Raw genomic sequence first — 21,044 nt, forward strand, 5'->3', positions numbered from 1 at the left:
GTTGTTTAATTTAAAATTAACGGTAATTCTTTATCAAATTCTTTACCAATAACACTACTTTAGGCATCGCTATAGTAGCAGCATTTAGCACCTCCTCGTGTGAAATGTCAGGAGATATTTCAGGTCCTCCCAAATCTGTAATTACCGAGAGAGCGCATACCTCCATCTGTTGGTGGCGTGCTACAATCACTTCAGGCACAGTACTCATACCTACAGCATCACCACCCAATGCACGTACCATACCGTATTCAGCAGGCGTTTCAAACGAAGGCCCCTGTAAACCTACATACACCCCTTTTTGTACTTTGATGTTGTTCTCTTTGGCAATCTTTTCCAATTCAGCTATCATCGCCAAATCATAAGGTTTGCTCATATCTGGAAAGCGCACCCCAAAGTGGTCTAAATTCTTACCTCTCAAAGGATGTTCAGGAAACATATTAATGTGATCCCTGATAATCATCACGTCCCCTATTGAAAAATTAGGATTTACCCCCCCTGAAGCATTAGAAAGTATCAAGCGTTTAATACCCAACTGACGAAACACTCTTATAGGAAAAGTAACCTCTTGCATAGAGTAACCCTCGTAGTAATGCACACGCCCTGCCATCATCAGCACATACCTATTCTCAATCTTGCCATAAATCAGTTTCCCTTTGTGCCCCTCTACAGTCGATTTAGGAAAGTTAGGAATATTCTGATATTTAATTTCTGATATCACCTCTACTTCATCTTCCAACTTACTAAGCCCAGAACCCAAAATAATAGCAAATTCAGGAGTATGCTCCGGAATATACGACTGTATAATACGAGCCGTTTCATTAATTTTATCGTAATACTGTTGCATAACTTTTATTATATCAATATGTTATTTGTCAATTTATAAATATGCTTACTCGCCAATTATTTAAAACTTGTTACACCAAATTTAGCCGCTTCAGCCCTTGCTTTAGGTACCAAGCTTGTCAAATTCTTAATACGAGATTCATTAGAAGGGTGAGTACTCAACAACGCAGAACTCGAACCACCACCACTTTTAGCACTCATACGTTTCCACAATTCAGGTGCTTCCGATGGGTCATAGCCCGCAATTGCCATAATTTGAATACCTATTGCATCTGCTTCCGTTTCATTAGAACGACTAAAAGGCAACATCACACCCAAATTAGAGCCTAAACCATAAGCAAGCATAAACTGCTCAGTGTATTTAGCATAGTCGCTAGATTGCAAAGCAATTGCCCCAGCATAAGCTCCTATTTGTTGCAAGGTAGAAGCACTCATACGTTGCGCCCCGTGGTCAGCCAAAGCGTGCGCCACCTCGTGCCCCATTACTACCGCCAGTCCCGTTTCGCTTTGGGTAATAGGCAAAATCCCCGTATAAACCACAATTTTACCACCAGGCATACACCACGCATTCACTTCAGGACTATCCACCAAGTGGTATTCCCAGCGATAATCATCTAAATAATGAGGATAACCATTGGTATCAAGCCATAGTTTAGCCGCTTTAGCAATACGTTCACCCACACGCTTCACCATTGCTGCGTCTTTTGTATTACTAATAACCTTATTTTCGTTTAAAAAAGTAGAATACTGACTAAATGCCATTGGAAAAACCTTACTATTAGGCATAAAATTCAATGTACTTTTACCCGTAAAAGGATTAGTTTTACAAGCCGATAGTATAAGCAAAGACGTAATAATAATTATTTTTTTCATCATTAATTGTTATCTATATTTTGAGGGCAAAGATACAAAATAATTTTGAATTCTAAATTCTAAATTCTGAAATTTTTGTTAATTATTTACTCCATTCATCTCCCGATATCTTCTCCCTTAGCTCCCTCCTATTCACCTCATAGCTTCAGCGAAGGAAAGTCGGCGAGCTGGCACAGCCGAGTATGTGACGAAGGATGAGCGAAGGATGAGCGAAGGAAAGTCCGCGAGCTGGCGCAGCGGAGTATGTGACGAAGGATAAGCGAAGGATAAGCGAAGGATAAGCGAAGGAAAGTCGGCGAGCTGGCACAGCCGAGTATGTGACGAAGACCTACTCTCTCCCCTTACCTTAAAATTAAAATTTATCAATTTTTTTGGCTGTTACAAAAATAATTATTACATTTGCCACGTCAAAAGAAAAACAGCATTAAAATTTTAACAAAGAACCATATGAAAAAATTATTCGTAATGGCTGCAGCTCTCTTGGTATCAGTAACAGCTGTAGCTCAAAAAAAGGAACTAAAAGAGATTGAAAAACAAATCAGTAAAGGCGACCTTAACGGTGCTAAAGAAGCCCTAAAAGCTCTGAAAAATGGCGTAGAAGGTACCGAATTTGCTGCTCAATACTACTTTTTAGAAGGTAAAACAAACTTAGAGTTTGCAAAGAAAAATATTAGTACTTTGCCCTCTCTACAAGCTACCGTAGATGCCTTCAACAAAGTAAAAGAGTTAGAAAAAAACGGCAAACAAAAATATACCTCACAAATCTCATCTCTCACCGATGAAGCTGCCGAAATAGCCTACAAAAAAGGCTTTGAAGACTATAGCGAACACAAAAATTACAAAAATGCAGCTATTGCCTTTGAACAATTTTATCGCCTAAAAAACGACACCGTTTTCCTATACAATGCTGCAACTTCAGCTTATCAAGACAAAGACCTTGGCAAAGCAGTAAAACTTTTTGAAGAACTCAAAAATATTGGCTATGATGGTGCCGAAACTCTATTTTTAGCAACCAATAAACAAACTAAAAAAGAGGAAACTTTCACCGATAAAAACCAACGCGATTTGATGATTAAAGCGGGTACTCACGAAAAACCTCGTACCGAAAGAACTCCATCTAAACGTGCCGATATTGTCAAATATATAGGAGCTATTTACGTAGAACAAGGTAAAAACGACCAAGCTATAAAAGCTTTTGAAGATGCCCGAAAAATGTATCCAAAAGATGCCAATATCATCTTGCAAGAAGCTTACATATACCACCAGTTAGACAACAAAGAAAAGTTCAAAGAACTGATGCAAGAAGCTATCCGTTTAGAGCCTAATAATGCCGATTTGCACTTCAATATTGGCGTTATCAATATGCAACAGGATAACATTGCCGAAGCTCGTAAATCTTTTGAACAAGCTCTAAAATTAAAACCAAGCTATGCCGAAGCTGCTATCAACATTTCAACTTCTTACATCAATGAAGGAAATGCACTTATTTCACAAATGAACGCTTTAGGCAATACCAAAGCCGACACCGCTAAATTTGACGAATTAAGAGAACTAAAAGACAATTTGTTCAAAAAAAGTGCAAGTGTATTAGAGGATTTTATCAAAGCTAATGGTAATAATACCAATATATTAGAACAGTTGAAGAATATTTATGCAGCCTTGAGCGATACTGCCAACTTCCAACGTGTTAAAAAATTATTAGGAGAATAATCAATACTCGATTTATCTATAACCCCAACTTTGCCAAAGATGCACCAAATAGTGAGCTTTGGCAAAGTTTCATTAATTACCCAAGTAAAGTGCGTTATTTTATAGAATTTTCATATAATGGTAAAGCCTATCACGGGTGGCAACGACAACCAAAGGCTATTACAGTACAAGAAGTGTTAGAAAATGCGCTATCTACCCTACTACGCGAAACGGTGAGCGTAGTGGCTGCTGGGCGCACCGATAGCGGCGTACACGCTACACAAATGTTTGCTCACTTCAATACCGAACTACCTATCTCAGAACTATTGGTACATAAACTAAACGCTTTTTTGCCTAAAGATATCGCTGTAAAAGCTATTTATAAAGTACAGCCTCAAGCACACGCTCGGTTTGATGCTCTTAAGCGTACTTATCAATACCATATAGCTACAGAAAAGGAGGTTTTTCTCTATGATTACGCTATGCAACTTACACTTCCACTGAACGTAGCTACAATGAATGAAGCTTGTCAAATACTACTTGACCATACAGATTTTGAATGCTTTTCTAAAACCCATACTGATGTAAAAACATTTCTTTGCAATATTTACGAGGCTCATTGGCAACAAGCCTCCCAAGAGTTCATTTTTACAATCTCGGCAAATCGTTTTTTGCGCAATATGGTACGGGCTATAGTAGGAACCCTTATAAATGTAGGATTAGAAAAGCTTTCACTTACTGGTTTTGAGAATATTATCCTAAGCAAGAAACGTAGTAACGCAGGAGCTTCTGTGCCTGCCTGCGGACTTTTCCTTACTGAAATTATTTATGAACCTTCTATATTTTTAGAAAAAGTGAGCTAAGTATTGCAACATTCAATATAAATGTTTATCTTTGCAAACTTTTAATTGAGAAACTAACAAAAAATGAAATATTTACAACACCGATACGTAAAGATAATTGTAGCAGCTTTAATTGTTTTATGGGCTGTATATCAGTTTGTTCAAGGAAAAATAGGCAATGGTATTGCCCTAACACTCTTAGCCGTATTTCCTGTTTTGCTCTATTTTCGCAATGAATTTTTATTGCTCACCTTTTTGCGATTGCGTAAGCAAGATATGGAAGGTATGGAAAAATGGTTAGGAAAGATAGTACATCCTGAAACTGCTTTATTGCGCAAACAACAAGGGTATTACAACTATATGTACGGCATTATCTATTCACGCAAAAACCTTACTCAAGCTGAAAAGTATTTCCGCAAAGCCTTACAATTAGGGCTTACTATGGATTATGATGTTGCGATGACAAAACTAAGCCTTGCAGGCATAATGATACAAAAGCGCAAAAAACGTGAAGCCCAAGAACTCCTTGCCGATGCTAAAAAGCTTGATAAACAAAATATGATGACAGAACACATCAAAATGATGCAACAACAACTGAAGAAGATTTAAAGTGAAAAAGCTGCCTTTGTAAATTTAGAGCAGCTTTTTTATTACAGCATTTTTTATCATTAACCATTTGCTATTAATCATTATTAAAAAACATTCATCAATGAATAAAAAAATAATTATCTTTGCTTTTTTGATAGCAATATTTACTATAGCTTGTAATGATGGTGATTTGGAAGTAGAAACGATTTCATTTGAAAATAATGATGTGCTTTCTTGTAAGGCTAATGATACTACAGCTACTTTTTTATTTAAAGTAAATCAAAAACAAGCACTTATACTTACACTCCCTACCAACGTATTAGAAAACAAAGCTAAAACCATTACAGGAGCTATTCCTAGTAGTTATAAGGTAGTTTATCGCACCTATTCTGATAATGTAAGTAGTAGTTATTTTTGTAGCGACTACCCTCCTGCACAGCCTACAGTAGTAAGCGAGGTACAGGCTACTGGGGGAACGGTATCTATCACTACACAAGCTATTTACGATGAAAATACACACCAGTTACTGCGCTATGATCACCTTATCCGCATTTCCGATTTGGTGTTAGTAAATAGCAAAGGAAATAAATTAGTAGATTCTAACTTTATTTTTGGTACCTATCAAACAAATCGCCGCTAAAAATAGGCAATTATAACTTTATATTTTGTAGATAATGAATCAGTTTATAGTATCAGCTCGCAAATACCGTCCACAATCTTTCCGCGATGTCGTGGGGCAGCAAGCTATTACCAATACCCTACAGAATGCCATTGAGAATAACCATTTGGCACAAGCACTGCTTTTTACGGGACCTCGTGGTGTTGGAAAGACTACTTGTGCTCGTATTTTAGCTAAAAAAATAAACGAACAAACATCAGGCGAAACTAATGATGACGACTTTGCCTTCAACGTATTCGAGCTGGATGCGGCTTCAAATAATAGTGTAGATGATATTCGTAATCTTATAGACCAAGTACGTATTCCACCACAAGTGGGCAAATATAAAGTATATATTATAGATGAGGTACATATGCTTTCCAATCAGGCATTTAATGCCTTTTTGAAAACATTAGAAGAACCTCCAAAACACGCTATCTTTATCTTAGCTACTACCGAAAAACATAAAATTATCCCCACGATATTATCGCGTTGCCAAATATTCGACTTCAAGCGTATCACACTAAATGACACTCGTGAATACTTAAAATATATAGCTGAACAACAAGGTATTACTGCTGAAGATGAGGCTTTACAAATCATCGCTCAAAAAGCCGATGGAGCTATGCGTGATGCACTCTCTATTTTTGATCGTGTAGTGAGCTTTTCAGGAAATCATATCAGTAGACAGGCTACTTCAGAAATTCTGAATGTACTTGATTATGAAACTTATTTCAAAGTAACCGACCTTATCCTAAACAACAAACTGCCAGAGTTACTCCTATCTTTTAATGATATTATTGCACAAGGATTTGATGGAAATCACTTTATAGCAGGATTGGCGAGCCATTTTAGAGATTTAATGGTATGTAAAAACCCTGCAACTATTCAGCTAATGGAGGTAGGTGAAGAAACACAAAAAAAATATAGCGAACAAAGTGCTCGTGCTACAGTGCCTTTCCTAATGGAGGCTATCAATATTGCCAATGATACCGACTTGAAGTATCGTACCAGCAAAAACCAGCGTTTGTTAGTAGAAATCGCTCTAATGCAGCTCGCTTCTTTAACCTTTGAAGGTGATAAAAAAAAAATGATGGACGCTTCATAATTCCCGCTTATATATACAATGGACAAACACCACCAACTCCTGTTACACAAGAACAAGTACAAGTTACTACCCAGCAGGCTACTACACCACAATTTACTACCACCAATACTATAACCCCCAATATACCTACTATTAGCAAAGCACAGCGTTCTAATGTTGTATCAGGTTTATCTATTAAAAGTGTATTTTTGAAGAGTGAACACCAGAAAAATACACAAGAAGTAGTAATAGACCCCAATTCGCTACCACGTGAACCATTTAGCGAAGAAAGTTTTTATAAACATTGGGAGGCTTACCAGCAAAATTTACTGAATAAGGGCGAACGTATACAAGCTTCAATACTGAAAATAGCTCAATTACACCTCGAAGGAACGGTTATAAAATTGGAAGTATCTACAGAAGCTGCTAAAAATGAGATTTTAACAATGGAAACGCATTTATTAGGGTACCTTCATAGATTGTTAAGAAATTACGATTTGCGATTAGAAATAGATGTAAATGAAGAATTAGCAAAAAAAATACTGATAACCCCAGAGGAAAAATATAGTAAATTATTAGAGGAAAATCCTAACTTACAATTGTTTAGGAATGTTTTTTCACTAAGCATTGGCAGATAAAAATTTAGAAACACAACTTATCTAAATTTCACTACCTTTGCAATCTCACTTTTAAATAAAAAATGTACTTAATCTTCGATACCGAGACTACGGGCTTGCCTCGTAATTATAAAGCACCTATTACTGATAGTGCCAATTGGCCTCGTGCTGTGCAGATAGCGTGGCAGTTGCACGACCAGTGGGGTAACCTTATAGAACATCAAGACTTCTTAATTGCCCCTGATGGTTTTGATATACCTTATGATGCCGAAAAAGTACACGGCATCTCTACTAAATTAGCCGAAACGCAGGGGGTGTCTATTGCTGAGGTTTTTGCTGCCTTCAATCAAGCGCTGAGTAAAACCCAATATGTAGTGGGACAAAATATTGGCTTCGATATTAATATTATGGGAGCTGAGTTCTATCGTTATGGAGTGGAAAGTCCGCTTACTACGATGCCCGTGTTAGATACTTGTACTGAGACGACTGCCAACCTCTGCCAAATAGCAGGGGGAAAAGGAGGACGCTATAAGTTACCTACCCTTACCGAGTTACATTCTTTTCTCTTTGGTATACCTTTTTCGGAAGCACATAATGCCACTGCCGATGTTGAGGCTACCGCACGCTGTTTCTTCGAACTTATAAGGCGCGGCGATGGCTTTGCTGCTGGTACTTTCACCCCCGATTATCTGCGAGAGTTTCAATCACATCATAAAGCCCCTATTCAGCCAATAGGCTTACAACACGTAAATCTCAAAGAAGCTTCAGAGGCACTGCGCAGCAAAGGAGACTCCCCCGAAATAATCGCTTCCGAAGAAGAGGTAGCGCTGTTACAAACTGCTCCTTTTGCACACCTACACAATCACACCCAATACTCTATTTTACAATCTACTACAGCCATAAGTGATTTGGTAAAAATTACTGCCCAAGAGAAAATGCCCGCTGTAGCTCTCACCGATAGCGGTAATATGATGGCTGCTTTCCTCTTCGTGCAAGAAGTACAAAAACACAATAAAGAGGCAGAGTCTAAAAACAAAGAAGCTGAAGAAAAAGGAGAGACTCCTACCGAGACCATTGTCAAACCCATTATAGGCTGTGAGTTCAATATTTGTGAAAATCACTTAGATAGAAGCCATCAAGATAATGGCTACCAAGTTGTTATATTGGCTAAAAACAAAGAAGGCTATCAAAATCTTATCAAAATGGCTTCAATAGCTTCCACTAAGGGATTTTATTACGTTCCTCGTATCGATAAGGCAATTGTAGCAGAATATAAAAATGATTTGATAGTACTTTCAGGTGGTATTAATGGTGAAATTCCCTCTAAAATACTCAATATAGGCACCAAACAAGCCGAAGAAGCACTACTGTGGTGGAAAGACCTCTTTGGTGAAGATTTTTATTTAGAACTAATGCGACACGGGCAACAGGAGGAAGACCACATAAACAGCGTATTGGTAGAATTCTCTAAAAAACACCAAGTAAAGTTAGTTGCCACCAACAACACTTTCTACATCCATAAAAAAGATGCCAGTGCTCACGATATTTTGCTATGTGTGAAAGACGGCGAGAAGCAGAAAACCCCTATAGGTCGCGGACGTGGTTATCGCTTCGGTATGCCTAATGACGAATATTACTTCAAAACAAGTGCCGAGATGAAGGCACTTTTCAAAGATATACCGCAAGCCATACTCAATATTCAAGAAATTATCGACAAGGTAACACCCTATGGTCTGGCACGTGATATACTCTTGCCTAAATTTGATATTCCCGAACCTTTTCAGGTGGCAGACGACCCCACAGGTAAGAAAGGTGAAAATAATTATCTACGTCATTTAACCTACGAGGGTGCTAAACGCAAATATCCCGAAATTACCGATGAAATACGCGAGCGATTAGATTTTGAACTTTCTATTATTGAAAAAACAGGCTACCCTGGTTATTTTTTGATAGTACAAGATTTTATTGCAGCAGCGCGCAAAATGGGCGTTTCGGTAGGACCCGGTCGTGGGTCGGCAGCAGGGTCGGCAGTAGCCTATTGTTTGGATATTACCAATATGGATCCTATAAAGTACGACCTGCTGTTTGAGCGTTTCCTCAATCCAGACCGTGTGTCGATGCCCGATATCGATATAGATTTTGAAGATTCTGGTAGGCAAGATGTTATCAACTACGTGATTGGTAAATACGGCGAGAGCCAAGTAGCACGTATCATCACTTATGGTAAGATGGCTGCCAAATCAGCAATTAAAGATACTGCCCGCGTATTAGATGTGCCGCTGCAAGAATCAAACCGATTAGCAGCCTTAGTGCCTTCAAAACCACCCGGACTTTCATTGAAAAAACTTTTCAAATGGAATGACAAAGAGCTACGCGAAAAGGTGCGCAGCGAAGAGCTTCCTAAAGTAGACGAACTCAAACAACTCTTGGCAGGCGAAGGCGATGTAGAGAGCAACCAAACCATTCAGCAAGCAAATATTATTGAAGGCTCAGTGCGCAACACCGGTATCCACGCCTGTGGGGTGATTATTACCCCCGACGATATTACCAACTTCGTACCTGTAGCCTTAGCCAAAGATTCCGACCTATTCGTTACCCAATTTGATAACTCGGTAGTAGAAAGTGCTGGTTTGCTGAAAATGGACTTTTTAGGGCTCAGTACCCTTACTCTTATCAAAGATACGATTGAGAATATCAAGCAAAGGCACGGCATTGAGTTAGATGCTGAAGCCTTCCCTTTAGATGATAAAAAAACATACGAACTCTTTCAGCGAGGCGAAACGGTAGGTATATTCCAATACGAGTCCACAGGTATGCAAAAATATATGCGTGAACTTAAGCCCACTGTCTTTGCCGATTTGATAGCGATGAATGCCCTCTATCGTCCAGGCCCCTTAGAGTACATACCGAGTTTTATCCGCCGTAAGCACGGTATTGAGCCTATAGAATACGACTTGCCCGATATGAAAGAATATCTAGAAGAAACCTATGGTATTACAGTATATCAAGAGCAGGTAATGTTGCTCTCGCAGAAGTTAGCTGGCTTTACCAAAGGTGAAGCCGATATGCTCCGTAAGGCAATGGGGAAAAAGCAAATAGCCGTGCTGGAAAAGATGAAACCTAAGTTCATCACACAAGCGTCAGAACGCGGGCACGATAGTAAGAAATTAGATAAAATATGGGCAGACTGGGAGAAGTTTGCTGCCTATGCCTTCAACAAATCGCACTCCACCTGCTATGCGTGGGTAGGCTATCAAACGGCTTATCTCAAAGCCAACTATCCTGCCGAGTATATGGCTGCCGTACTCTCTAACAATATGGGCGACATCAAAACGATTACTTTTTTCCTCGAAGAATGTCATCGTATGGGCGTAAAGGTATTACCTCCTGATGTAAATGAATCGCTATATAAATTTGCAGTCAATAAAAATGGCGATATACGCTTTGGTATGGGTGCTGTAAAAGGAGTAGGAAAAGCTGCTGTAGATACGATTGTAGAAAACCGACAAGAACGCCCCTATAGCTCTATTTTCGATTTAGCTAAGCGTGTAGATTATAAGAATATCAACAAAAAAGCCTTTGAGAGTATCGCCTTAGCGGGAGGTTTTGATTCTTTTGCCAATAGCCACCGCGCTCAGTACTTTTATGCCGAAGCTGATGGTATACCTTTTATAGAAAAAGCCATACGTTTTGGTAATAAATATCAAGAAAGTAAAAATTCTGCTCAGATGAGTTTATTTGGAGGAATAGACGAAGCCGAAATACCCGAACCTACCCTACCCAAGTGCGAGTCGTGGGGTAATATAGAGCAGCTACGCCGCGAAAAAGAAGTCGTAGGTATCTATATTTCAGGACACCCCTTAGATGATTTTAAGCATACAATACGCTATTTTTGCAATATAGGCTTGGCACAACTCCAAAGTCTTACCCCCTTCATAGGACGCGAAATCAGCGTTGCAGGAATGGTAACCGAAGTGCAACACCGCACCAGCAAAAATGGTAAAGGCTTCGGTTTCTTTACCCTTGAGGATTATGACGGTTCTTATGAATTTAGAATCTTTGATAAAGATTACTTAGAGTACCAACGCTATATGGTGCCCAGTGCGTTTTTGTATATCAAGTTTAGAGTTGTAGAAGGCTATATCAATAAAGAAACCCAGCAACGAGGCGAACCTCGTATGCAGTTCGTGCAAGTAATGCAGTTGCCCGATGTACTTTCTCAACTCTCTAAAAAGATAACCTTACATCTCAATATACAAGATATAACCCCCGATTTGGTACAAAACTACAAAAAACTGATAGATAAACACAAAGGTAACCAGTCTATTTACTTTATGGTACATAGCAATACCGAGAATATCCACCTAAATATGGAAAATGCAGCCCTAAAAGTAGCAATTACCAAAGAGTTTTTAGGTGATTTAGACAATTTTATGGTTACTTATAACCTCAATGACCTCCGTTTAGAGCCAAAAACAACTACTGAAGTAAAAGAAGATTCCCAAGACGAAGACGAAGAATCTATTGAAGAAATGACACTATTAGATGATTAACTAATGTAATTATCTCATCATTTGTATAAAAAAATGGGCTATCCAAAAGTTAAAGAAAACTTTTTGGGTAGCCCTTTTTTATAGATTAAACTATAAAAAAATCTTTTTTATTTCTATTTCTTTTGTTTTTTTCGTTATTATTTCTATCTTTGCGCCGAAATTAATAATTCTCAAAACGATATGTATGAAAGTGCTAAATGAACGCCAAGCAAAGATTCTAGAAAGTTTAGAAACTAAAAGATACATCAGCGTTAGTGAGCTGAGTGATAGACTTAAAGTATCGGTTGTAACCATTAGAAAAGACCTCACTCTTTTAGAAGAGGAAGGTTATTTGCATCGCACTCACGGAGGTGCAAGCAAACAAATGCGCTATGTTTTTGACCAAACGGTTAGTGAAAAAGAAACACTAAATGTAGAGGAAAAAAGCCGTATTATTACAAAGGCTTTAGATTATATCAAAGAGAATGAGTTTATCATTCTATCATCGGGCTCTACAGCACACTTATTGGCTCAAAAACTCTTCGGGCTGCGCAACCTTACCGTACTAACTCCTTCGTTGCGTGTAGCTTTAGAGGTATGCAAAAACCCCAATGTCAATACTATTCACTTAGGGGGGGAAGTACGTAAAAACTCAACCTCAACAGTAGGTGTATTAGCAGAAGAAACTCTTAATAATTTTTCCTGCACTACCCTATTCTTAGGTATTGAAGGCATCGACTTAGACTATGGTTTAAGCTCTACCAACGTGGGTGAAGCACACCTAAATCGCAAAATGATTGAACGGGTAGATAAAACTATCGTCCTTGCCGACTCTTCAAAGATACACAAGCGCGGCTTTGGATTTATCTGTTATGTAGAAAAAATAGATATGCTTATAACAGATAACAATGCCGACCCTGAATTTGTAGATGAATTAGAAAAACGTGGCATAGAAGTAATATTAGTATGATAAAAATTTACCATAACCCTAAATGTTCTAAATCGCGCTGTGGTTTAGACCTGCTAAAAGCCTCAGGCAAAGAATATGAGGTAGTAAATTACCTAAAAGAAGGCTTCACTGCCGAAGAATTAAAAGCCTTACTTGCCAAACTGCATATAGCACCCATAGATTTGGTTCGTACCAAAGAAGCTATTTGGCAAGAGCTCTTTGCCGAAAAACAACTTACCGATGAGGAAATTATTGACGCTATGGTGCAATATCCTAAGCTGGTAGAACGCCCTATAGTAGTAAATGGCAACTCTGCTGTAATTGGAAGACCTACTGAAAAAATTGAAGAAATTATAAATAAACAATGAAAAAAATTTTACTATCAGTTGTAGCCTTTTTAGGAGCAGCAACTATTTATGCGCAAAAAACGTATGTATCAGTAAGTGGAGGCTATGGCTTCCCGTCCAGCCAAAAAGTATTAGGTAAAGATGCCTCCGATCCTAACACTATTACCGATTTAAAAGGTAGCTATGGCGAAGGGCTACAAGCTCAATTACGCGGTGGTTATTACTTCTATAACAACTTAGCTGTCGAGCTCGCTTTAGGTTACTTACACGGTAATAACGTACAAACCAATAAGAATAAAATCGTAGATATGAAAGCTCACGGGCGTGCGTTTGGTGCTTCGTTGTCATTGGTATATGATATTACCGATAACCTTTACGTACGCGCTGGAGCTGTAACCAAAATAGGTGGAAAAACAGCTGTAAAAACCAGCCTAAATGCCAATTTACCGATGAATATGTTTGTCCCACTAGCACCTCCTAATGCTGTTATTGGCTTAAATACTGAGTTTGAGAGCAGTTTCCACGGCAAAATGCCTTTTGGTTTTATAGGAGGAGTAGGCTATCGTTTCGGGCTAACTAAAAACGTATCTCTATTTGTCGAAGGTGAGTACTTAAATATCAATGTACCTCGTAAGGAATCAAAATTAGAAAACTTCAAAGCCTCACAGACTATAGGGGGTATAAACAGAACTATAAGTGTAGATGAGTTTAAAAACTACGTAAGATTACTACAAGCCCTACCTGCTGGCAATGAAAGATTGGCTGCCTATAAGCAATTGGCTAACCAAATGGCACCTCTTTTAGAAAGTTCTTATGATTGGGAAGGAAAAGGTGCCCCCGATGCTCCTTACTCATCTATCGGACTGAATGTAGGTATCACCTATCGCTTTTAAGTGATAAAGATAAGAAAATAAAAAGCTGCCCAATTAAAAGGCAGCTTTTTTTATTACCTAAAAACAAGTATTATAACAATTTATGCGCTATTAAGTACTCCGCTATTTGGATAGTATTAGTAGCTGCACCTTTGCGAAGGTTATCTGCTACTACCCATAAGTTGAGTGTATTAGGTTGCGACTCATCGCGGCGAATACGCCCCACAAATACATCGTCTTTTCCGTGGGCATATAGCGGCATAGGATAAGTATTCGTATCAGTATTGTCTTGCACCTTTATACCTGCCGATTGTGCCAAAAGTGTACGTACTTCATTGATATCAAAATCGGTTTTAAGCTCTACATTCACTGCTTCACTGTGTCCGCCCACTACAGGGATACGTACCGCTGTAGCCGTAACAGCAATACTATCATCACGCAAAATTTTCTTTGTTTCGCGTACCAATTTCATTTCTTCTTTAGTATAGCCGTTATCTTCAAACACATCACAATGAGGAATCGCATTGCGGTGTATTTGGTAATGGTAAGCCATTTCGCCTTTTTCGCCCTTATATTCGTTTTCCAGCTGGCGCACTGCCTTTACACCTGTCCCTGTAATAGATTGGTAAGTAGAAACCACAATACGCTTAATGCCGTATTTTTTTTGTAAAGGTGCTAAAGCCATCAGCATTTGGATAGTAGAGCAATTAGGATTAGCGATAATTTTATCGTCTTTAGTAAGCACATCAGCATTAATTTCAGGAATAACGAGTTTTTTAGTCTCGTCCATACGCCAAGCCGATGAATTATCTACCACTGTAGTACCTACTTGAGCAAATTTAGGAGCCCATTCCTTAGATACACTTGCTCCTGCCGAGAAAAGTGCTACATCGGGCTTGAGTGATACGGCTTGTTGTAATCCTATCACAGTATATTCAGTACCTTGAAAGGTAATTTTTTTTCCTACTGATTTTTCTGAAGCTACAGGTATCAACTCTGTAACGGGAAATTTGTGTTCTGCAAGTACTTCGAGCATCACATTGCCCACCATACCCGTAACACCTACTACTGCTACTCTCATTATTATATGTTTTTTAGTTAATTATTTTTCTAACGCTTGCTTAAAGTCTGCTATTAAATCATCAGCATCTTCCAGTCCCACTGCCACACGTATAAGCGTACGAGTAACCCCTCGAGCTACTTTTTCTTCCTCAGGAAACTCTGTATGGGTAAGCGTGCTTGGGTGTGTTACCAAAGTTTCTACCCCTCCCAAGCTAACTGCAAATAAAGCTATTTTCAGACTCTCAAAAAACGACTTTGCCTTTGCCTCACTTTTTACAGTGAATGAAAATACAGCACCTCCCCCACTCGCTTGCTTTTCGTGTATTGCTTTACCTTTATTGTCATTTTCAGTAGGGTAATACACTTTCACTACTTCAGGGTGAGTTTTAAGAAATGCCAAGAGTTTTAGCGTGTTCTCTTGTGCTTTTTCTACGCGTAATTTTAAGGTTTTCATACTTCTTAGCAACAACCAGCTATCAAAAGGAGAGACCAATGCTCCCAAAGCCACTTGGGCAAAGCGTATTTTCTCTGCCAAACCTTCATCGTTCACCACCGCAGCCCCCGCAATAATATCATTATGACCGCCTATATACTTAGTAGCACTGTGTAATACAATATCAGCTCCTAGTTCCAAAGGACGTTGTAGTACAGGCGACATAAATGTATTATCCACTATCGTAAGCAAATTGTGTTTTTTAGCAATAGCCACAACCCCTACTATATCAGTAACATCCAATAGTGGGTTTGAAGGTGATTCTATAAAAATAGCTTTCGTATTAGGTTTTACCGCAGCTTCCACTTTAGCCAAATCGGTAGTATCAACAAAAGTAGATTCAAAACCAAATTGATTGAAAATATCGTGCATAATGCGGTAAGTACCCCCGTAAATATCTAAGCCAAAAACGAAGTGGTCACCAGCTTTGAACATCGTAAATACAGAACTCGTAGCCGCCATACCCGAAGCAAAACCAAACCCATATTTTCCGCTTTCCAATTTTGCAATAAGCGTTTCAAAATCCTTACGAGTAGGGCTTGATACCCTGCTGTATTCAAATTCCTGCTCTACTCCAAACTCCTTGATAGGAAAAGTAGTAGCAAAATTAACTGTGCTCCCCCAATTCTCACTAGTAGGGTTATTAGTATGTCTTACACCGTGAATTGCTTTCGTTTCAAACTTCATATAGTAAATAATATTCGTTATTAATGGCACAAAGGTACAAAATAATTTTGAATTACGAATTCTCAATTGCGAATTTTGTTCTTCCGCCAATTCCACCCACCAATTCAAAATTCAGAATTCAAAATTCAGAATTCAGAATTCTTCCCTGCGAACCTTGAGCGAAGGTTGAGCGAAGGATAAGCGAAGGTTGAGCGAAGGATAAATAAATTATCCCAAACTTTAAGCCTATACAGCGTTACACAAAAAATACCCTTTTTTCTTTGATAATATAAAAAAACACCCTACTTTTGTCAGCTGTTTTTAATGTACTATCGTTATGAAAAAACTCTTATTAGCAAGCACTTCCACTGTTTATGGAGGCACTTATTTATCTTATTTGCAAGATGAATTAATCAATTTTTTTGAAGGTATAAACCAAATCATATTTATCCCCTATGCACGCCCCAGCGGCATCAGCCACGATGAATATACTGCCATAGCCCACAAGGCTTTTAAGGCAATAGGAAAAGAGATTATAGGGCTACACACCTTTGCAAATCCAGCAGAAACCCTACGTAATGCCCAAGCTATCTTTACTGGCGGTGGCAATACATTTCTATTAGTTACCCAATTATATCAGCAACAGCTCATAGCACCCTTGCGAGAAGCCGTGCTAAATGGTTGCCCCTATATGGGAAGTAGTGCAGGTACTAATATCGCAGGAGTAACAATGCAAACTACTAACGATATGCCTATCATCTACCCCCCTAGTTTCAACACTTTAGGACTTGTACCTTTCAACATCAATCCACATTATATAGACCCCGACCCACATAGCAAGCACCAAGGAGAAACCCGCGAAACCCGCATAAAAGAGTTCCTAAATTTTAACAATATACCCGTTGTAGGCTTGCGCGAAGGAAGCTGGATACGGGTGGAAGGTGAAACCATCAGCCTAAAAGGCGAACTCACAGCGCGCATTTTTACCCCCAATACAGCCCCTTACGAATCTCACGAAATTAAATTTTAACCTTATAACTATATTATTTTGACAAACATTCAATTTATAAAAAGCAAAACACAACTCACCGAAAAATCTATTGAAAACACTCTGTCGCTACTTGCCGAAGGCTGCACCATACCCTTTATTGCTCGCTATAGAAAAGACCATACTCAGAATTTAGACGAAGTAGCGATTGAACAAATAGCTAAAGCCCAAAGTGAGTACGACAATATCCTAAAACGAAAAGAAACCATATTATCCTCTATAGAAGAACAAGGTAAGCTCACCGATGACCTTCGCAAGCGTATAGAAGACTCTTTTGAACTCAATGAATTGGAAGACCTTTACTTGCCTTACAAGAAAAAACGAAAAACCAAAGCCGATGTAGCTAAAGAAAAGGGATTGGAACCACTCGCCAAACAAATAATGAGCCAGCGAGTAAATAATCTTGAACTATTAGCTGCCAAATACCTATCCGATAAAGTAACTACCGAAGAAGAAGCACTACAAGGGGCATCGGATATAATAGCCGAATGGATAAACGAAAATACCTATGTACGCCGCAGTTTACGAAGAATATTTCAGCGAAAAGCTGCTGTAATTACCGAAGTACAAAAAGATAAAGCCAATGAGGAGGAGGCACAAAAATACGAGCAGTATTTTCAGTGGGACGAGCCACTCAGCAAAGCCCCTTCACATCGCTTATTGGCAATGTTGCGCGCCGAAAAAGAGGGTTTTATCAAGATGAAAGTGCAGGTAGCTCCTGAAGATACTTTGCCTTTTATAGAAGATAACCTCATTAAAAGTGAAGGCGAAACTGCCAATTTCCTGAGAAAAACCATAAAAGATAGCTACAAACGATTATTAGAGCCTTCGATTGCTAACGAAATATTGCAAGAAGCTAAAAATAAAGCTGATGAGAAAGCAATAAGTGTGTTTTCTGAAAACTTATCACAGCTGTTATTGGCTTCGCCACTGGGCGAAAAACGCATTTTAGCTATTGACCCAGGATACCGCACAGGGTGCAAAGTGGTATGCTTAGACGAGAAAGGCGACCTACTGCAGCACGATGTGATTTATCCACACCCTCCACAACAAAACACTGCCGAAGCGGCTAAAAAGCTACAAACAATGGTAAGCAAACACGCCATTGAAGCTATTAGTATAGGCAATGGAACTGCTTCGCGCGAAACCGAAAGCTTTGTAAAGAATATTCGTTTTGCTACCCCTATAGATGTGTTTGTAGTGAGCGAGGCGGGTGCCTCAGTTTATTCAGCATCTAAAATAGCCCGTGATGAATTTCCCGATTACGATGTAACAGTACGAGGCGCAGTATCTATAGGCAGACGCTTAGCCGACCCTTTGGCTGAATTGGTAAAAATAGACCCCAAATCAATAGGAGTAGGACAATATCAGCACGATGTAAATCAATCGCTACTGAAAGACGAACTAGATGCTACGGTAATACGCTGTGTAAACAAAGTAGGCGTAAACCTAAATACTGCAAGCAAGTCGTTATTGAGTTATGTATCGGGGATAGGCGAAAAGATGGCAGAAAACATCGTAAATTATCGTTCTACCAACGGAGCTTTTAACAAGCGTGAAGAGCTGAAGAAAGTACCTCGACTTGGAGATAAAGTATATCAGCAAGCGGTAGCTTTTTTGCGAGTGCACAACCCAAAAAATCCGTTAGACAATTCGGCAGTACACCCTGAAGCCTATCCCATAGTAAAACAGATGGCTAAAGACATAGGTATTTCGGTAGAAAAGCTAATAGCCAACAAACAAGCCATTGCAAATATCAACATAAAAAACTACCAAACCGATACGGCAGGAGAATTGTATCTAAAAGATGTACTAAAAGAATTAGAAAAACCAGGACTTGACCCACGCGAGAAAGCCAAAGTATTTGAGTTTGACCCCAATGTAAAAACCTTTGACGACCTACGCGAGGGAATGATACTAAACGGCATCGTAAACAACATTACTGCTTTTGGTTGTTTTGTAGATATAGGTATCAAAGAAAGTGGATTAGTGCATATTTCGCAACTAAAAGACGATTATATTACCGATGTAAATGAGGTAGTAAAGTTACACCAGCAGGTACAGGTAAAGGTGGTAGCCCTTGATAGTGTGCGCAAAAGGATTTCACTGAGTATGATAATCTGACACTTCAAAAAAAACTTTTGTTAATTATTTGGTAGTTCTGATAAAAATAAGTACTTTTGTAAAATTTTAATGATTAACAAAATCTTTTTCTGTATATGAAATATAAAAGGATTTTACTCAAGCTCAGCGGGGAAGCCCTTATGGGAAGTCGCCAGTATGGGATAGACTCTGCTCGTTTAAAAGAGTATGCTACCGAAATAAAAGAGGTAGTAAAACAAGGTGTAGAAGTAGCTATCGTAATAGGTGGCGGTAATATTTTTAGAGGAGTTGCAGGTGCTAGCAATGGTATGGATAGAGTGCAAGGCGACTATATGGGTATGCTGGCTACGGTTATCAACTCACTAGCTCTGCAAAGTGCTTTGGAAGACGAAGGTATCTTTACCCGCTTACAAACAGCTATCAAGATGGAATCTATAGCAGAGCCGTTTATCAAGCGCCGTGCAGTACGCCACTTAGAGAAAGGACGTGTGGTTATTTTTGGAGCAGGTACTGGCAATCCTTACTTTACAACCGACTCGGCAGCAGTACTTCGCGCTATTGAAATCAATGCGGATGTAATCCTTAAAGGGACTCGCGTAGATGGTATCTATACTGCAGACCCTGAGAAAAACCCTGATGCAGTGAAGTTTAGTCACGTCTCTTTCAATGAATGTATTGATAAAAACCTTAAAGTAATGGATATGACGGCTTTTACTCTTAGCCAAGAGAACCATTTGCCTATTATTGTATTTGATATGAACAAAAAAGGCAATCTCGCTAAAGTAGTAGCAGGGGAAAATGTAGGAACCGTAGTTAATGATTAATGGTTAATGATTAATGGTTAATGATTAATGGTTAATGATTAGATTTTGATATAAACTTTGCCAAAGTTTATAATTGCTTGTCGTGCTACGACCTTTGGCAAAGTGTAGTGATAAGTAACTCGGAGCCCCTTATAAAACTCCAAACCCTATGAGTTTCTCATCATTCTCTAACAACTAACAACAAATAAACAATATGTTAAAAGACATTTTAGATTTTAGAAGGGCGGTGCGTTATTACGCTCCTACGCCTATTAGTGAAGAGAAGGTGCGGGAGTGCCTTAAATTGGCTACTCTGGCTCCTACCACCTATAATATGCAGTTGTATGAAGTATATCACATCACCGATAAGGAACTACTCAAAAAACTGGGACACGCTTGCCTTGACCAGCAAACGGCTACTACAGCACAGCAAATGGTAGAATTCGTTACCCGACAGGACAAACACCGTCTGCACGCCAAGAAGGTTTTAGAGTTTGAACGCGGTAATATACAGCGCAATAGTCCGCCAGAGAAACAAGCCAAGCGCATCAAGGAACAAGAGAAGTTTTACAACCAGCTGATGCCTTTTCTCTTTAGCAGGTGTTTTGGTCTTTTGGGTCTTTTGCGCAAGACTTTTGGGGTAGTTAGCAGTTGGTTTCACCCTATGATGCAACTCGTTTCTGAAAGTGATATGCGGGTGAATGTACACAAGAGTTGCGGATTGGTAGCGCAAACCTTTATGCTGGCAATGGCAGAAGCAGGCTATGACACCTGTCCTATAGAAGGCTTTGATAGCCGACGCGTAAAAAAGATATTACACCTGCCTTATGGAGCAGAAGTGAATATGCTCGTATCTTGCGGACTGCGTGAAGATCAAGGCATTCGGGGAGAACGTTTTAGGCTTCCTTTTGAAGAAATATACAAGAAGAAATAAGAACAATGATTAATGGTTAATGATTAATGGTTAATGAT

The 21,044-nt window shown here is 39.0% G+C and carries 18 protein-coding genes; 14 read left to right on the forward strand and 4 right to left on the reverse strand.

The annotated features are described in order from the left end of the window. Nucleotides 1-16 precede the first annotated feature (16 nt). Nucleotides 17-844, reverse strand: coding sequence for a purine-nucleoside phosphorylase (locus HMPREF9075_RS00540; RefSeq protein WP_009414625.1), 828 nt, complete (start codon nucleotides 842-844; stop codon nucleotides 17-19). 56 nt (nucleotides 845-900) lie between these two features. Next, on the reverse strand, nucleotides 901-1,716 hold the full coding sequence (locus tag HMPREF9075_RS00545; RefSeq protein ID WP_034556414.1) for a M48 family metallopeptidase: 816 nt from the start codon (nucleotides 1,714-1,716) through the stop codon (nucleotides 901-903). Nucleotides 1,717-2,163: 447 nt separating this feature from the next. Between HMPREF9075_RS00545 and HMPREF9075_RS00550 the strand changes: the two genes are divergently transcribed. From HMPREF9075_RS00550 to HMPREF9075_RS00595, 10 genes are all read left to right on the forward strand, one after another. Beyond that, nucleotides 2,164-3,426 (forward strand): lipopolysaccharide assembly protein LapB, encoded by a 1,263-nt coding sequence (locus HMPREF9075_RS00550; protein ID WP_009414627.1) that lies wholly within the window; start codon nucleotides 2,164-2,166, stop codon nucleotides 3,424-3,426. Nucleotides 3,427-3,515: 89 nt separating this feature from the next. Further along, a complete protein-coding gene (gene truA, locus HMPREF9075_RS00555) occupies nucleotides 3,516-4,268 on the forward strand; it encodes a tRNA pseudouridine(38-40) synthase TruA (protein WP_009414628.1) in 753 nt (250 codons plus the stop codon). A gap of 63 nt (nucleotides 4,269-4,331) precedes the next feature. Further along, nucleotides 4,332-4,856, forward strand: a complete 525-nt coding sequence (locus HMPREF9075_RS00560) for a hypothetical protein (RefSeq protein ID WP_009414629.1) — start codon at nucleotides 4,332-4,334, stop codon at nucleotides 4,854-4,856. 100 nt (nucleotides 4,857-4,956) lie between these two features. Next, nucleotides 4,957-5,475: a hypothetical protein gene (locus HMPREF9075_RS00565; protein WP_009414630.1), complete on the forward strand. Its 519-nt coding sequence runs from the start codon at nucleotides 4,957-4,959 to the stop codon at nucleotides 5,473-5,475. Between the two features lie 34 nt (nucleotides 5,476-5,509). Next, nucleotides 5,510-6,601, forward strand: coding sequence for a DNA polymerase III subunit gamma/tau (gene dnaX, locus HMPREF9075_RS00570; protein WP_009414631.1), 1,092 nt, complete (start codon nucleotides 5,510-5,512; stop codon nucleotides 6,599-6,601). A gap of 188 nt (nucleotides 6,602-6,789) precedes the next feature. Then, complete coding sequence (locus HMPREF9075_RS00575) at nucleotides 6,790-7,218, forward strand: hypothetical protein (RefSeq protein WP_009414632.1); 429 nt, start codon at nucleotides 6,790-6,792, stop codon at nucleotides 7,216-7,218. A 62-nt stretch (nucleotides 7,219-7,280) separates the two neighbouring features. Then, complete coding sequence (gene dnaE, locus HMPREF9075_RS00580; RefSeq protein WP_009414633.1) at nucleotides 7,281-11,750, forward strand: DNA polymerase III subunit alpha; 4,470 nt, start codon at nucleotides 7,281-7,283, stop codon at nucleotides 11,748-11,750. A gap of 184 nt (nucleotides 11,751-11,934) precedes the next feature. Then, nucleotides 11,935-12,699 carry a DeoR/GlpR family DNA-binding transcription regulator gene (locus HMPREF9075_RS00585; protein WP_009414634.1) on the forward strand — a complete coding sequence of 255 codons (765 nt, stop codon included), beginning with the start codon at nucleotides 11,935-11,937 and terminating at the stop codon, nucleotides 12,697-12,699. Continuing rightward, a complete protein-coding gene (arsC, locus tag HMPREF9075_RS00590; RefSeq protein WP_009414635.1) occupies nucleotides 12,696-13,046 on the forward strand; it encodes an arsenate reductase (glutaredoxin) in 351 nt (116 codons plus the stop codon). Before HMPREF9075_RS00585 ends, arsC begins: the two co-directional genes overlap by 4 nt. Further along, nucleotides 13,043-13,918 (forward strand): outer membrane beta-barrel protein, encoded by an 876-nt coding sequence (locus HMPREF9075_RS00595; protein ID WP_009414636.1) that lies wholly within the window; start codon nucleotides 13,043-13,045, stop codon nucleotides 13,916-13,918. Before arsC ends, HMPREF9075_RS00595 begins: the two co-directional genes overlap by 4 nt. 70 nt (nucleotides 13,919-13,988) lie before the next feature. Here the strand turns inward: HMPREF9075_RS00595 and HMPREF9075_RS00600 are convergent, their stop codons facing one another. Together HMPREF9075_RS00600 and HMPREF9075_RS00605 are read right to left on the reverse strand one after the other, a co-directional pair. Continuing rightward, nucleotides 13,989-14,978: an aspartate-semialdehyde dehydrogenase gene (locus tag HMPREF9075_RS00600; RefSeq protein WP_009414637.1), complete on the reverse strand. Its 990-nt coding sequence runs from the start codon at nucleotides 14,976-14,978 to the stop codon at nucleotides 13,989-13,991. A 21-nt stretch (nucleotides 14,979-14,999) separates the two neighbouring features. Continuing rightward, nucleotides 15,000-16,139 (reverse strand): PLP-dependent aspartate aminotransferase family protein, encoded by a 1,140-nt coding sequence (locus HMPREF9075_RS00605; RefSeq protein WP_009414638.1) that lies wholly within the window; start codon nucleotides 16,137-16,139, stop codon nucleotides 15,000-15,002. Between the two features lie 316 nt (nucleotides 16,140-16,455). Between HMPREF9075_RS00605 and pepE the strand changes: the two genes are divergently transcribed. The 4 genes from pepE to HMPREF9075_RS00625 all read left to right on the forward strand — a co-directional run bounded on the left by pepE (nucleotide 16,456) and on the right by HMPREF9075_RS00625 (nucleotide 21,006). Further along, nucleotides 16,456-17,148, forward strand: coding sequence for a dipeptidase PepE (gene pepE / locus HMPREF9075_RS00610; RefSeq protein WP_009414639.1), 693 nt, complete (start codon nucleotides 16,456-16,458; stop codon nucleotides 17,146-17,148). Nucleotides 17,149-17,166: 18 nt separating this feature from the next. Beyond that, nucleotides 17,167-19,290, forward strand: a complete 2,124-nt coding sequence (locus HMPREF9075_RS00615) for a Tex family protein (protein ID WP_009414640.1) — start codon at nucleotides 17,167-17,169, stop codon at nucleotides 19,288-19,290. A gap of 95 nt (nucleotides 19,291-19,385) precedes the next feature. After that, nucleotides 19,386-20,093: a UMP kinase gene (gene pyrH / locus HMPREF9075_RS00620; RefSeq protein WP_009414641.1), complete on the forward strand. Its 708-nt coding sequence runs from the start codon at nucleotides 19,386-19,388 to the stop codon at nucleotides 20,091-20,093. Nucleotides 20,094-20,286: 193 nt separating this feature from the next. After that, nucleotides 20,287-21,006, forward strand: coding sequence for a nitroreductase family protein (locus HMPREF9075_RS00625; RefSeq protein WP_009414642.1), 720 nt, complete (start codon nucleotides 20,287-20,289; stop codon nucleotides 21,004-21,006). Nucleotides 21,007-21,044 lie beyond the last annotated feature (38 nt).

It is taken from the genome of Capnocytophaga sp. oral taxon 332 str. F0381 (genome assembly GCF_000318275.2).
Lineage (GTDB): Bacteria > Bacteroidota > Bacteroidia > Flavobacteriales > Flavobacteriaceae > Capnocytophaga > Capnocytophaga bilenii.